Consider the following 14094-nt stretch of genomic DNA (forward strand, 5'->3'; position numbering starts at 1 on the left):
CGTAAAAAAACGAGAGTCGTGACTAACGTCATACTCTCGTTTTCTCTTTATTACTACTTATTAATACGCATAAACTCTACCACTTTTTGATCGATGAAACCTCTTTCCTGCACACGTTCATCAAAATTTTCAATTAGATGATAAGACTTAATAGCATCAAGGAGGTCATCCATTTCTGTGAGATCTCGATCTAAAAAACCATTTTCATAGAGCATAGTCTGAATCTCATCCGCTAGATCTCCTTCTATTGCCACAATGTCCTCTAGAGTAGTTTCTGTAAAATAGAGCTGATGGAGTTTTAACAGTCTAGCTAACTCTTTTACCGGGTCAGCGTGATCATCCACTCGAAGATCGATGTAACGATCGGTATAACCACCATAACTACCATTTTCTTTAACTACTAATATTGCTGCAGATTGTTTGCCCCGTTTGTCTCCACCTGCAATATCACCAGCTTGCAATGCTGATAAAAGCCGTTCTGCCAAGGATCCTTCGTTTTGTAAAAATACCTCCTTCATGGCATTGACTGTATCCTCACTGACCAATAAATTTCCTTGAACCGCAAAATTTTCTTCCGAGAATCCTCCCGCCCATTCGAAGCAATCTTCCCCAGTAAATACAGCACTACGACCACTTGCATCTACAATACCAACTTGCCTGGCACCAGATTTGTCATCACTTGCAACTAATTCCTTTAGAACCTCTTCCGGAGACAGACCTTTTTGTAGCATTTCCAATCCATTAATCCCATAATCTAGATTTGCCCAGGACTGAGTCGCGATTGCTCCAACTCCAGCTTTGGCGAACGGAACAACTGCTCCAACACTTAAAAACTTGGATGCAACAGCTATACCTAATTCTTTTGTTTGCGGATCGAAACCGACGATAGAAAATGTCATCTGCATCCCCCTTTACTCTTCTATATTTATTTTAACTTTTTATTCAGACAATTAAAAGAAGATCTCATCATTTTTATGAATGAGATCTTGAAATTTACTGCAATTTATTATTTACATATTTTCCATAGTGCGGCATTGCGATTGAGTTAAAGTCAGTGACTAATAAATGTAGATTACTTGTTAGTAAATCACCTGTCATAGGTAAGCCATGTCCTGTTATAGCTACTTTTGGTTTTAAACGGGCAAGTTTACCGATAGATTCCCTTGCTGTTTCCCAATCAGGAGTAAGATATCTTGGGGGACCACTTATTTCCTGTTTCTGCGTGAACACCTTATATAAGTATTCTTGTTTTACTGTAACAAATGCATCTCCGACTATTAATACCCCGTCTTCTTCTCTATACAATGAAATATGCCCAGGAGTGTGACCTGGAGTATGAATCCATTGAAAACCAGACATAAAAGGAACTGTTCCATCGGAAGGAAGTGCTTTTACATGGTCACCTAGATTTATAGCATCAATCGGGAATATGAAGGACATTTTTGCCACAGATCCTCCTTCAACAGTAGGATCTGGCTTTGGGTAGTTTTCTTTACCTGTTAAAAATGGTAATTCCAACTCGTGAGCATAGACAGGAATTTCCCACTTTTTTATTAATTCGATTATTGCCCCAACATGATCAAAATGTCCATGGGTTAAGATAATGGCTTTGGGCTGCTTGTTCACACCATATCGATTTTCTACTACAGAAATAATTTCATCTGCAGAGTATGGCATACCTGCATCTACTAATACAAAATCATCCGAATTAGGATTGCCTATTAAACAGATATTGACGATTTGAATTGTGTGGCAATAAATATCAGGCAGAATCTCTGTTCCAATACCACTTCCTACTGAAGTAGCTGGTATATACTTATAATCATCGCCGTAAGAGATTGAATGGTCCAAGATGATTCACTCCTTCTTCAAACTGCCATTAGCATTTCACCCTAATAATATTTTTATACAACTAATATAAATTTGTTAAAACTTATAAAAATGTAACTCCAAGCTCATTGTACTTTGATGTCTTTTTTCTAAAGCACTTCGTCTGTTTAAGGGTAATTATTCACTAATTCACTAAACCTTCTATTTTGATTAATGTTGATAAAATACCACGAATCGAATTTCTAGTTTTATAAAAATTTCTTAGGGTAAAGAAATACTATTACCATGAATTAAGGAGATGTAGTAATGAGCATTAAAGCGCTAGTTTTAAATTGCAGTTTGAAAGATAGCACACAGCAATCCAATACTCGTGCGCTGATTAACGAGATTGTAAAGATTTTTGATGAAAACAAAGCAGAGACGGAAGTACTCAGGATGTCAGATTATAATATCGGCTATGGAATTACCCATGAGGCAGTGAATGATAAGGATCAATGGCCAGAGATTTTTGAAAAAGTGAAGCAGGCCGATATCCTTTTAATTGGTTCGCCGATTTGGCTTGGCGAACAGAGCAGCCTGGCCACTTTGGTTGTAGAAAGATTGTATGGTGGAAGCAGCCTTACGAACGAAAAAGGCCAGTACATTTACTATAACAAAGTGGGTGGAGTGGTTGTTACTGGAAATGAAGACGGTGCAAAAAACGTCTCAAGCTACCTAATTTACGCATTATCGCATATTGGGTTTACGATTCCTCCAAATGTGGATACCTACTGGGTGGGGGAAGCGGGCCCTGGTCCATCCTTTATTGAGGCAAATGGTAGAGAGAACGATTTTACGATGCAACATGCTAAAATAACTGCTTACAATCTACTGCATTTTGCCCGGTTGCTGAAAGAGTATCCGATTCCGGCAGAAGGAAATGTGAATGAGAGTCAATAATAGGTGGAATTTAAACCTGGATTGCTTCTTTTTTTGAAAAAAATCCGACCCTATTATTAGTTTCATAAAGTTGAAATAAAAGTTGTGTTTAAAAAAGACATCCTACCAGTATTACTACTCATAGGATGTCTTTTAAATATTATATTTTTAAACGTAGCACCATATTGTTTAAGGATAGTACCGAACTAACCTTAAAAAGTCTTGCTCTCCAACTATTTCAATTGGAAGTCCTTGTTTAATCATACCTTCTACCTTTTGCATTTTAGTACTTTTAATGCCCTGTATATATTTGGCTAAGTCATTATCTCCTACTACGAGGTAATTTGTTTGATAGTCTACAGTCCCCTTGCAAACTGCTCCGCAATTTACTGCAAGTTGCGCAGCTTTTGGCCTAGTCATAGATTGCATTCTTCCTGTGAAAACAATTTGAGCTCCATAAAATGGATGCTTGGAATTTAGCTCGGTATTAACTGGTTCTAAAAATTCAATCGCAATGTCAGCTTTACTTTTACGAGCGGATGGTATTTGTTTCTTCGTTTGAATGGATGAATTTATTTTTACATTATGTAGTTTGGCCAGTTGTTTAACTGAATTTGTTTGGGTGTTCTGCATCGCTTCTATTGTAATGATCGCAGCGGCACGAGCATCCTCTAGAGCATCATGATGTCTTAAGCTAATACCTAAGTAGTTGGCTACAGTGGACAGTTTATGATTGTATAGCTGTGGCCAAACCTTTTTGGCGATTCGATAAGAACATCCATATTCAAAAATTGGGGAGGGCTCATGAAATTGACGTAGGGATTCCTGTAAAACTCCCATGTCGAAACTAGCATTATGAGCTATAATTATTTGACCTTCAATCATATTTTTTAAGTCTGGCCAAAATTCTTCAAAGGTTGGCGCATCATGCACCATGTATTCAGAAATTCCGTGGATTTTAGTATTATAATAATGAAATTCACTTAAAGGATTTATCAAGGATTGGACTTCTCTATATATTTTCCCATTCTTCACTTGTACCATTCCAACGGAACAAACACTTGAACGAAGGCTATTAGCTGTTTCAAAATCGATTGCTACAAAGTCCACTATTAAGTCACCTCATTATGTTAGATTGACTCTCATTATCTCATAATAGAATACAAAGAAGAACCTCTCTACTTAGAGAGGTTCTATTGTAATGAATTTTAATATAGACGATTAGTTGGAGGGATATCGTCTAGTTTCTTTTGAAATTCCAATTTTTCCTCATATTGTTCGTGAGAAAGTTTTTCCTCTTCTTCCTCTTCAACCACTTCGCTTTCGCTACCATATGCTGCTGGACCTAAATTTGGATCAGCACCAGGAGATTGCATACCATATGACTTTTCTTCCATCGTTACACTTTCACCTATCGTAGGACGAGAATCTCTAACCTCTCTATCTTCCTGCATTGAGTGCCCAATATGATTCTCTTCTCTTGCTAGATACGGGTCGGTTGCAAAAGTCTCCCCACGTTCAAAGCGATCCTGAGGTTCATCGAAACGTCCATCCGTTTCATTTACAAACTCATTATTTGATGGTGTGAATCCTTGCTCTTTAGAATAATCACTTATTGGTTCTTCGTTTTCCATAAAACGATTTTGAACCATATCAGTTCCAATTGTATCTGTATACTCTTGATCCAATTCATTTTCATGAGTACCATGCAATGGTTCATCCTTATGCGTAAGGACATCTGTGTAGAGGACAATACTTCCTCTTGCAACTTCCTCCGCGTATCTCGCTCTTTCTTCTTCCGTTAAATCTAATTTACGCAAGCCTTCTGCTATTGCATCCTCTCCAGTAAACCAAGATTTAAACTTGTCCATGAAAGTTCCGGCCTCATGTGTTGAAACGTCTGAATGGCGACTAAGCGCATTTAAATGTGCATTTTCTGTTGAAATTACATGTATATCGCTTTCTGCATAACCTTGATTTTGTAGGCCTTCCAATCTTTCATACATTTCTTCTTCCGTACGAGCGATTTCAATTCGTCTGTTTGATTCCATGTTCATGGTATTGCCTCCTCAAAATTTAGTCTTAATTCATACGTACCCTCCTTAAGATAACTCCTAAACACAATTTGACTATTATTAATATCTTTGTAATAAAAGAAGGTTCTTTTAAAAGTAAAAGGTGATTAAGCGTTAATAAGTACTATAAATGGGAAGATTACTACTGGATTTTTATGTTAAAATAAACATAAGATTGTGAAAGCAAAAAATCGAAATTCGATTTGTGTAAGTAAAACGGATGATTTAGCAAAATCCTGAATTAGAGATAAATACGAAGAATGGTGGTAAAAATGAAAACATTACCCTTAAAGGCCGGACTAATTCTCTTGGGTTTCTTTCAAATCTTTACAATTTTGACTAAATGGGGCGAAGATACGCGAGGAACAATCATTGCTAGCTTAATTTTAGTTGGTTGTATATTATTACTGATGACAGATGTGTCTTTTAATAGAGACAATCGAAAAACCTTTACAAAATAAAAAGAAGGTTTTTCATATTGTATAAAATGTACGATAGATTGCACTTCAACTGACTGCTGCTAACTTTAATAATGCCTATTAAAAAACCTCGAGGACCGATTTTCATCGGCTCTCGAGGTTTTTTGCCTATTTTTTATCATTAAATTCCTGTGTATCTCCATCAGCAAACTCAATCTCTAACTCGAACTCGGTATACTCATCTACTCCAAAAGCTTTAGTAACCTTTTCAATTACTTCGTCTTTGCTCATATCTTTTGTTAAACTCATTTCTTTAAAAATTGGTTCAAGCTCTTTATAAGCCTCGTTACCCGCAAGATTTTTGGACTCTAACTTATTAACGTATTCAGCTTCCGTGTCTGAAACATCAATATCAAATGAAGCCTCAATTACATCCTTTTGATCTGCCGTATCTACATCCAATTCAAATGACTGAAATCCAAACTCGCTTTGAGCTGTATCTTTGTCTGGTGCATCACTTACTTCCTCCTTATCTCCACATGCTGCTAACAATAAGAAGGAAGACATAATGGCACTTGCAAATAACGGGTACTTTTTAATTTTCATTTTAAAGAACTCCCTCGTGTCGTATTTTCATTTTAATTATCACCATTATTTAGCGATAATAAACAACTACGGAACAAATTATCCTGGATAACGTTCTTCACTCGAGGAAGTAGACTTTGTATTTCGTTTGTCTTTCTCATCCTTCACCTTTTCGTTTAACTCTTCCACAGGTATAGGATCCACCGTCTTCATATCTTCGTCCGTATCAAAAATACTTTCTTTTTCAGTTTTTAATAGATCAGGATTATCCATAATGCGTCCTGAGATATCTTGTTTTTCTTTATCTTCTGGATGGTTTTTCGTCATTACATTCACTCCTCTTTTTATTATATTCTAAATTGTTTATCCTTTTTTCCGATTACTAAACATCGACATATCGATTGTTTAATATCTATAAAAGTGGGAAAACAACTGATAACCAAATAATTGGAGGAGGAAACTATTATGAAAAGAAACAAAATGGCACTGACTGCATTAGGACTTGGAGCTGCATATTTAATGAGAAATAAAGAGTCACGTGATAAAATAGCAAAGCAATTTGATAGTTTTACTAATACTCCTATTCGCGGAACGAAAACGGGAAATACATCCACTAACTCATCTAATAACAAGGGAATTTTAGGAGGACTGTTTAATTAAGTGTGCATAAGAAAAACCTGTTACTATCGTTTTCGAAGTGCTTTGGACAGGTACTATATAATAATTACCGATTGTTTTTTGAGAGGCTAGTCGTGACTACCGTAACGACTAGCCTCTTTTCCCAGTAATCTTTTGGAGTCAGCCTCTCCGTCGCCTTACTACAACTCTTAGAAACAGGTTAGTGCGTTTTTGTTTAACTAAAGAATAGATAACTTTCCTTTAGATAAGGGGAGCTCTTGAAGATGCAATTTCGTTCGCTTCTCTCCTTCTTTATCTGTTCAAAGCTTACTATTTTTCTTTATTTCCACTTGTAAGGGAAAGCTACTTTTTCATCCTTCATATCTATGACCACTATTATCATCTGAGCATATACTCTGCCCACTCTTATTAAGGAGTACCACTCGCTCATTTGATTGGAGTGCGAGGAGGCTAAGGCAACGCCATCGGAAAGTGTCCACCTGAAACGGAAATCAGTAGTATATTTTAGTCTAAAAAGTTTTTATATACTTTCTTTATAAAAAGGGCTCTGCTTATTAAATTTTAATAAGCAGAGCCCTTTTATATTTAAATTATTTTGCTTTGTAGTACTCAGTTAACTCATTGTAGTACTTATTTAAAGAAGATGTAGAAACTTCAAAAGTCTCTGCGATTTCTTTTATCGTCATATCAAACGGTTCAAATAACCCATTTTCTTGACCAAATCGGATGGCACCAGCAGCAATTGCAACTTCCTTCCGGGCATTTGGCTGTTGCTCTACTAAATAATCCTCTATTATTTCTATAAACTTGCCATATTCACGATTGTTTTTCTCTAAGAAATCTATCGCTACCTGTAATACTCCGACTTCAAAGCGTGTATATTCTCCACCCTCATAGCCATTTTCTCCAAGTAATTTCCATAAATTCGCTCCTGTTTCCTTTAGAAAGGCTGAAGCGGATAATGTCTCTTGTTTTTCAAATTCTTTTTCCAATTTATCAAATACTTCCTGATGATCGACTGGGAAAAAGACCAAGCTAGAAATTGCTAAATAATGATTTTCTTTGTTTGTGCCGTCTGGCAAGATGAAGCAGTATACGTGAACTCCGATAGGTACGGGCTTATCGCTTTCTCTTCTAAGTAAAATGCTTTCTTTCGTTAGAATATGCGTAACAGTCATATAATGCTCGTCTACTTTTTCTACTTTTCCAACAAAAACCTGTGGCTCGTTCCACTGACTCAATACATTTTGCGTAGAAGGCCTTACCATAAGTTTCTTTTGCTTTTCCAGATAGTTTAACCAGATTTCCTGCTTATAATGGAAAAAGAATTCATCCATAACAATCGCTTCAAGCATTTCCAAGTCTAAATAGTCACCTGTTGCTTTGCTCCAATTACGCACCAAATCGGCGTATTCTTCCATGTCCTTACGCTCGGGATAACATTCATAAAAAGATTGCAATATACGTTCCAGTTCTTCTGTTTTTACCTCTTCTATAGAATCATTCTGCTTTGACTCGCAGCACTTTTTGTATTTTTTCCCACTACCACATGGACAAGGATCATTTCGACCTACCATTTATAACACTTCCTTCTCTTTTGGTAAGTGCTTATTTTAACATGAAAGTAAGAAAAATTTAAGATTTAGTCAAAAATAGATAAAAATATACACAACCATTTTATAAAATTTCAAAAAATAACAATCAAATCTTACTGTAACTAAGATTTCCTCACGAAAATAGGGTATACTAAACATAGGAGTCTGTAAATGTTGAGGAGGTATGGAATATGTCAGTCGCTAGTGAAGCGTCTCAAGTGAACTTAGATTTTCTTATAAATGATTTAGGTCTCAAGCAAGTGTCGAATACAGCTTTGTTCCGTAAAGGAAATATTTTAGTTCTATCACCATCTGTTCAAAACAAATCGAATACGTTCGAGTTAGGTGAATCCCTAATGAAAAAATACAATCCCGAAACAGACGAAGGTTATTTACTTATTCGGATAAAAGAAAAGTTTTTAATGGCTAAGCTACACCCATTTCAACGTAAAATGATGACAAAGGACACAGAAAAGAGTACAAAAAGTAAACCGTCTTTTTGGAAATTTAATGTAATTGAGTCCATCATTCCACGTATAGAAAATAGTGGTGACCGAGAGTTAACCTACAAAATACAAGCCCCTACTAAGAAACAACTTATCTCTTTTTTCAATAAAAATTAAACATACTCAAGTACTTGGAAAGTTTAAGCCATGTACTTGGGTTTTTTTTATTATCTCATCCTGTTTAAATGGATTGAAATTAGCCATATTAAAATGGAACGAATGATGGGAAGGAGATTTGTATGGGGAGAGATAATAAGCAAGGACAAAGTAATAACAAGGATACACTACCTCAAACACCAAAAAATCTAAAAATCAAACCAAGCGATATCCGAGAAGAATTCGCTAAGGAATTTGAAGAATTAGAAAAAAGTAAACCAAAAGCAAAAAGAAAATAAGCTTCATGAGTAACCCACTTATATTGAGTGGGTTTTCATGAAGCTTTAATCTTAATCTATTAAGCTTTTAATGCCTCTTTCACATATTGCTTCACTTGCTCGGACGTTTGCATAGCCAGAGCCTTTTCAGCAAGCTGTTTCATTTCTAGTTGAGTCAGTTGGTTTATCTGATTTCTTGCTTTTAGCATAGAAGGGGCACTCATGGAGAACTCGTCTAATCCTAAACCAAGTAATAATGGGATGGCGATTGAATCCCCTGCCATTTCTCCACACATACCTGTCCACTTTCCTTCAGCATGAGAGGCATCGATGACCATTTTAACTAAGCGTAAAATAGACGGATGATAAGGCTGATATAAATAAGCTACTGATTCGTTCATTCGATCTGCAGCCATCGTATATTGGATTAAATCATTTGTCCCAATACTGAAGAAATCTACTTCTTTGGCAAATTGGTCAGCCAGTATTGCGGTGGATGGAATTTCTACCATAATACCAATTTCTATATTATCCGATACTAATGTACCTTCCTGTTGAAGCAGTTCTTTCTCCTCAAGGAGTAGTTTTTTTGCTTCTCTAAATTCTTCTAGTGTCGCAATCATAGGGAACATTATTTTAAGATTACCGAAATTACTTGCACGTAGTAAAGCACGAAGCTGAGTTCTGAAAATAGTTTGTTCCTCTAAGCAAAGTCTAATTGCACGGAAACCAAGAAATGGATTCATCTCTTCTGGAAGATTTAAATACGGAAGCTGTTTGTCTCCACCAATATCCAATGTTCGAACTACTACAGGCTTATCGCCCATTTGCTCAAGTACCTCTTTATAAGCTTGAAACTGCTCTTCCTCTGTAGGTAATGAATCTCTTTCCATATACAGAAACTCAGTGCGGTAAAGTCCTATTCCTTCTCCACCGTTTTCAAGAACACTTGATACATCCTTTGGAGTTCCAATGTTTGCAGCAACTTCTACATGGATACCATCTAAAGTAATCGTTTGCTTATTTTTCAATAATGCAAGTTCTTTTTTCTCCGCATCCTGTTCATTTCTTTTTTCAACATAGCTTTCGATAACATCATTGGGAGGATTAATAATTACTTCCCCATTATCTCCGTCCACAATGATTAAATCGCCCTGTTTAATAGCAGTGGTAGCACTTTTGGTACCAACAACTGCTGGTATCTCTAAAGAGCGAGCCATAATAGCAGAATGAGAAGTGCGGCCACCCATATCCGTTGTAAAGCCTTTAGCAAAAGCTCTATTTAATTGAGCTGTATCTGAAGGGGCTAAATCGTTGGAGATAATAATTACCTCTTCATCTATTAGACCGATATTCGGAATTTCTACAGCTAACAGTCTTGCAATTACTCGTTTTGTTACATCTCTTATATCAGCTGCACGCTCACGCATATACTCGTTATCAAGCTGTTCAAACATAACAATTAATGTATCGGCAGTTTCTTGTAAAGCGGCCTCTGCATTTAATGCTTCGTCATTTATTTTACTTTCAACGGTACCTAATAACTCAGGGTCACTAAGAACGAGCAAATGTGCATCAAAAATTGCAGCATTTTCTGCTCCTAAGTCAATTTCCGCACGCTCGCGTATTTTTTGAAGCTCCTGTTTTGCAGCATCAACTGCTTCATGAAATCGAGCGACTTCCTCTTCTTTATTAGATACAGTGTTTCTTGAGATTGTTAAATCGGGTTCTGTCATTAAAAATGCTTTACCAATGGCTATTCCACTGGATGCAGCAATTCCTTTTACATTTACGGTCATGACTAAATAATCCCTTCAGATTTAAGGAAGCTTTCAATAGCCTCTAATGCTTCCTGTTGGTCTGTTCCCTCAGCGGATATAGAAATATCCCCTCCTTGACCAACTCCTAATGACATAACACCTAGAATCGATTTTAGATTAACTTTTTTCCCTTTATACTCCATGAAAATATCTGAAACATACTTGGAAGCTATTTGGACTAGCCCCGTTGCTGGTCTTGCGTGAATTCCTGATTCTGCTACTACTGTATATGTGTGATTAGTCATATTAAACTACTCCTTTAGATTTTTTTTTATTCTTTCTTAATGTCATTCCTTATATTACTAAGTATAAAGGAATCTAGCTAGAAATTTCTACTAATATGATAACTAGGTAAAGAAATCGATCTTTTTAGTTGCCTGTGTTTCCTAACTATTTTGAAATGAAACTATTTCTTTGATAAAACGTATTTGGTGTAGAGGTGATTGAAATTATGACAGATTCACAGGATTGGTTACAGACTGAGTTGGTAAAAATAGAGGCTTGGGAGAAGAATCAAGGGGACCTATGGTTTTGGGAAAAGCTAGGGCGATTGCCGTTTAAAATTATGGATAAATGGACTCCAAAATTTGTTCAAACAAAAATGGGTTCGTTAATTGATGAACTTGGTCAATATATACAAACGGGTGGCAGCTATTTAAGTTCAACAACTAAGATTAAATCCTATTATCCAAACATGGGAATGGAAAATATAGACGATGTAAAAGGATTGTCTATTTCAACAATGGACAAGGCTGTTGAAGGAATTACTAAAAACAGAAAAAATATCGCTACTGTCCAAGGCGCCGGAACAGGTATTGGGGGAATCTTTACGTTATCGATTGATATTCCATTCTTGTTAGGTTTACAACTGAAAACGTTACAGGATATTGCCATTTGCTATGGTTATGATCCCAATGATAAGAAAGAGCGCTTGTTCATTATAAAATCGCTTCAATTTGTTTCTTCTGATATTGTCGGTAAACAAGCTATTTTGTCTCAGTTATCTAAGTTTGATAAACAAGACGAAGAGACAAAACGTGAGGTTTTATCGGAAATTCAAGGCTGGCGTGAAGTGGTATTTTCTTACCGAGATCAATTTGGTTGGAAAAAGCTATTTCAAATGGTTCCAATTGCAGGGCTTGTATTTGGTGCATTTATTAATCGTTCCGCTATTAATGATATTGCAGAAGCTGGTATGATGCTTTATCGAAAGAGAAGAATTGTGGAAAGATTGAGCGAAGATAGCACGCAAAACCTCTCAATAAGAAAAAACGGGTCTAATGACACCCGGTCCTAAAAAAAATTGATTTCCGCTCCGGTCGGACGCTTTCCGTGGGCACGGCTCGAGCCTGTAGTCTCTCCCTCGTGCTGTCCCACAGGAGTCGCCGACCTGCGCTACAATCAACAAAACCACTTTATATTTAGGAAGTAAAAATACTATATCACATAAATAAGCAGTCTAGCTCTATCTTCATCCTAGAATATTAAGTCTACTTTCTACCTCTATCATTATACAGAAATTTTAATTCAAAAAAGATAGAATATGATTTGATCCATAAAATTTGCCCAATTTTTTTATTTTAGCAATAAGCTATGCCAAATCTCTTTGTGTAGTATTACACATCAATTGATTGGAGTGTAAGGTGGCGACTCCGGCGGGATAAGCGAGAAAGTCGAGACCCCGCAGGGAGCGAAGCGAACGAGGAGGCTCGGCCTCGCCCGCGGAAAGCGTCCACCTGGAACGAAAATCATAGGATTATTCATTCTTACAAGTCATTTTAACCCCGTGTTCATGGAACATTTTTATATACTTTCTTTTTAAAAAAGACCTATTTGAAAATCAAATAGGTCTCGCATTAATATAGAGAGAGGAATCTTAAAGTTCAATTACTTGGGGTTCTTCTCCTTTTGTATTCATTAATCGCATTTGTGTCGGAGTTACTTTTAAGATTAAAAGATCAGGATCTTCTGGACCGTCGAACCAGCCTTTCAAAGCCTTATTCCACACTTTTTCTTTCATAGCTTCGTCATCGGATTCAATAACTGTCCCTTCAATTTCTAAAAAACTGTCCCCAAATCCATGCCCATCATAGCCTAAAAGAATATGTGTATTTGGATTTTGCTTCAGCTCTTCCGCTTTATGTGTCTTTTTACTTGTCGCTGTATAGAGTGTAAAGTTATCGTTAAAGAACGTCATATAACGAGAATGTGGTTTATTTCCCTGAACTGTCGCCATTGTACCAATCATATTCTTATCTAGGATTTTTAGCGCTTCTTCTTTTGCGGTCTTTGCCATGTATAACACTCTCCTTTTCATATATCCTCTTTTGTATTATTCCTTTGTCTGCTCGTATTAAACATCTTACTTACCAAAATTTTAAAAATTGAATGGCACGGCTTCTACCCTTTTCGAGTAATTCCTGTTTCGTTTCTTCGCTCAAATCAAACTGCGTAGCTCCGTAATCCTCCACAGGTATAAATATAATGTTCTTTTCAATTTTCCTTGAAATGTATCTTTCATCATGTGCATTTTTCATAGTGGAAAATAATGCTTCAAATAAATGTAAGCCATTTCTTATTTTCCGAGGTTCCATCTCTTCTGATTTACTACTTAGCTTTAAGCCTAATATCGGTCTCTCTTTATTTCCATTGTCAAAAATCCACATTGGAAAATTACTTAACACACCGCCATCCACAATAATCGTATCAGCTGACGTAACCTTCAATTTGACTGGTTCAAAGAAAAAAGGAATACCACAGCTCATACGAAGAGCACGTGCAATTGGGAAACTTGCTGCTGATATACCGTATCGCTCTAGGTCATCTGGAAGAACCATCATTTTACCGTTTGTAAGATCAGAAGCAACTAATTTCAGCGAACCTGGTTCAATATCTGAAAAAGTATATACCCCTTTTAAAGCCAGCTTTTCTAAAAACCAATTTTCGAGCGTCTTTCCCTGATATAACCCTAAGCGCCAATAAAGATTAATCCATTTCATCAAAGGCAATGGGAGGATTGTTTTGCGTGGATCTAAAAGGGTTAAAGTATCAAGTTCGTTTAATAATTCCTCTATTTCTTTACTCGTAAATCCAGCAGCAATAAAGCAGGCAAGTATAGCTCCTGCACTAGTTCCTGCTACTCTTTTAAAACGATATCCTTTTTCTTCTAGCACCTGATAGGCTCCTACTAACGCAAAGCCTTTTAATCCACCTCCTGAAAAAACACCATCTATTAACAATTGAACATCCCCTTTTTTCTAGCTGTTGATACACTGTAAGAAAAAATAGGAAGAAATAGAACCTTAAAGTTTGGGCACATTAAAAAAAGCCCAT

General features: G+C 36.4%; 17 protein-coding genes. 6 read left to right on the forward strand and 11 right to left on the reverse strand.

Features of this window, described 5'->3' with window-relative positions; genetic code table 11:
* Positions 1-53: 53 nt before the first annotated feature.
* On the reverse strand, positions 54-899 hold the full coding sequence (locus BLR36_RS09370) for a DUF1028 domain-containing protein (RefSeq protein ID WP_093061483.1): 846 nt from the start codon (positions 897-899) through the stop codon (positions 54-56).
* Positions 900-993: 94 nt separating this feature from the next.
* Positions 994-1851, reverse strand: a complete 858-nt coding sequence (locus BLR36_RS09375; protein ID WP_093061484.1) for an MBL fold metallo-hydrolase — start codon at positions 1849-1851, stop codon at positions 994-996.
* Between the two features lie 285 nt (positions 1852-2136).
* Here BLR36_RS09375 and BLR36_RS09380 point away from each other — a divergent pair, with 285 nt between their 5' ends.
* Positions 2137-2769, forward strand: coding sequence for a flavodoxin family protein (locus BLR36_RS09380; protein ID WP_093061485.1), 633 nt, complete (start codon positions 2137-2139; stop codon positions 2767-2769).
* 168 nt (positions 2770-2937) lie between these two features.
* On the opposite strand, the gene BLR36_RS09385 is transcribed toward BLR36_RS09380, so the two are convergent.
* Both BLR36_RS09385 and BLR36_RS09390 read right to left on the reverse strand, forming a co-directional pair.
* Positions 2938-3858 carry an exonuclease domain-containing protein gene (locus BLR36_RS09385; protein WP_093061486.1) on the reverse strand — a complete coding sequence of 307 codons (921 nt, stop codon included), beginning with the start codon at positions 3856-3858 and terminating at the stop codon, positions 2938-2940.
* Between the two features lie 98 nt (positions 3859-3956).
* Positions 3957-4805, reverse strand: coding sequence for a general stress protein (locus BLR36_RS09390; protein ID WP_093061487.1), 849 nt, complete (start codon positions 4803-4805; stop codon positions 3957-3959).
* A gap of 290 nt (positions 4806-5095) precedes the next feature.
* On the opposite strand from BLR36_RS09390, the gene BLR36_RS09395 reads away from it, so the two are divergent.
* A complete protein-coding gene (locus BLR36_RS09395; RefSeq protein ID WP_093061488.1) occupies positions 5096-5284 on the forward strand; it encodes a hypothetical protein in 189 nt (62 codons plus the stop codon).
* 126 nt (positions 5285-5410) lie between these two features.
* Here BLR36_RS09395 and BLR36_RS09400 read toward each other — a convergent pair whose 3' ends face one another.
* Together BLR36_RS09400 and BLR36_RS09405 are read right to left on the reverse strand one after the other, a co-directional pair.
* Positions 5411-5848, reverse strand: coding sequence for a YusW family protein (locus tag BLR36_RS09400; RefSeq protein ID WP_093061489.1), 438 nt, complete (start codon positions 5846-5848; stop codon positions 5411-5413).
* Between the two features lie 78 nt (positions 5849-5926).
* Positions 5927-6154: a hypothetical protein gene (locus BLR36_RS09405; protein WP_093061490.1), complete on the reverse strand. Its 228-nt coding sequence runs from the start codon at positions 6152-6154 to the stop codon at positions 5927-5929.
* Positions 6155-6292: 138 nt separating this feature from the next.
* On the opposite strand from BLR36_RS09405, the gene BLR36_RS09410 reads away from it, so the two are divergent.
* The gene (locus BLR36_RS09410; protein ID WP_093061491.1) at positions 6293-6487 is read left to right on the forward strand and encodes a hypothetical protein; all 195 of its coding nucleotides are present in this window, start codon (positions 6293-6295) and stop codon (positions 6485-6487) included.
* A 569-nt stretch (positions 6488-7056) separates the two neighbouring features.
* Here BLR36_RS09410 and BLR36_RS09415 read toward each other — a convergent pair.
* Complete coding sequence (locus tag BLR36_RS09415) at positions 7057-8043, reverse strand: YecA family protein (RefSeq protein ID WP_093061492.1); 987 nt, start codon at positions 8041-8043, stop codon at positions 7057-7059.
* A gap of 209 nt (positions 8044-8252) precedes the next feature.
* Between BLR36_RS09415 and BLR36_RS09420 the strand changes: the two genes are divergently transcribed.
* The gene (locus tag BLR36_RS09420; protein WP_093061493.1) at positions 8253-8684 is read left to right on the forward strand and encodes a hypothetical protein; all 432 of its coding nucleotides are present in this window, start codon (positions 8253-8255) and stop codon (positions 8682-8684) included.
* A 122-nt stretch (positions 8685-8806) separates the two neighbouring features.
* Complete coding sequence (locus tag BLR36_RS18575; RefSeq protein WP_139185081.1) at positions 8807-8962, forward strand: YfhD family protein; 156 nt, start codon at positions 8807-8809, stop codon at positions 8960-8962.
* Positions 8963-9021: 59 nt separating this feature from the next.
* Here BLR36_RS18575 and ptsP read toward each other — a convergent pair whose 3' ends face one another.
* Both ptsP and BLR36_RS09430 read right to left on the reverse strand, forming a co-directional pair.
* Positions 9022-10740: a phosphoenolpyruvate--protein phosphotransferase gene (gene ptsP, locus BLR36_RS09425; RefSeq protein WP_093061494.1), complete on the reverse strand. Its 1719-nt coding sequence runs from the start codon at positions 10738-10740 to the stop codon at positions 9022-9024.
* A gap of 2 nt (positions 10741-10742) precedes the next feature.
* On the reverse strand, positions 10743-11006 hold the full coding sequence (locus BLR36_RS09430; protein ID WP_093061495.1) for a phosphocarrier protein HPr: 264 nt from the start codon (positions 11004-11006) through the stop codon (positions 10743-10745).
* A 206-nt stretch (positions 11007-11212) separates the two neighbouring features.
* Between BLR36_RS09430 and BLR36_RS09435 the strand changes: the two genes are divergently transcribed.
* Positions 11213-12058 (forward strand): EcsC family protein, encoded by an 846-nt coding sequence (locus tag BLR36_RS09435; protein ID WP_093061496.1) that lies wholly within the window; start codon positions 11213-11215, stop codon positions 12056-12058.
* Positions 12059-12637: 579 nt separating this feature from the next.
* Here the strand turns inward: BLR36_RS09435 and BLR36_RS09440 are convergent.
* Complete coding sequence (locus tag BLR36_RS09440) at positions 12638-13057, reverse strand: pyridoxamine 5'-phosphate oxidase family protein (protein WP_093061497.1); 420 nt, start codon at positions 13055-13057, stop codon at positions 12638-12640.
* A 70-nt stretch (positions 13058-13127) separates the two neighbouring features.
* The gene (locus BLR36_RS09445) at positions 13128-14000 is read right to left on the reverse strand and encodes a patatin-like phospholipase family protein (protein ID WP_093061498.1); all 873 of its coding nucleotides are present in this window, start codon (positions 13998-14000) and stop codon (positions 13128-13130) included.
* Positions 14001-14094: the final 94 nt, after the last annotated feature.

The sequence above is a fragment of the Psychrobacillus sp. OK028 genome (assembly GCF_900103605.1).
Classification (GTDB): domain Bacteria; phylum Bacillota; class Bacilli; order Bacillales_A; family Planococcaceae; genus Psychrobacillus.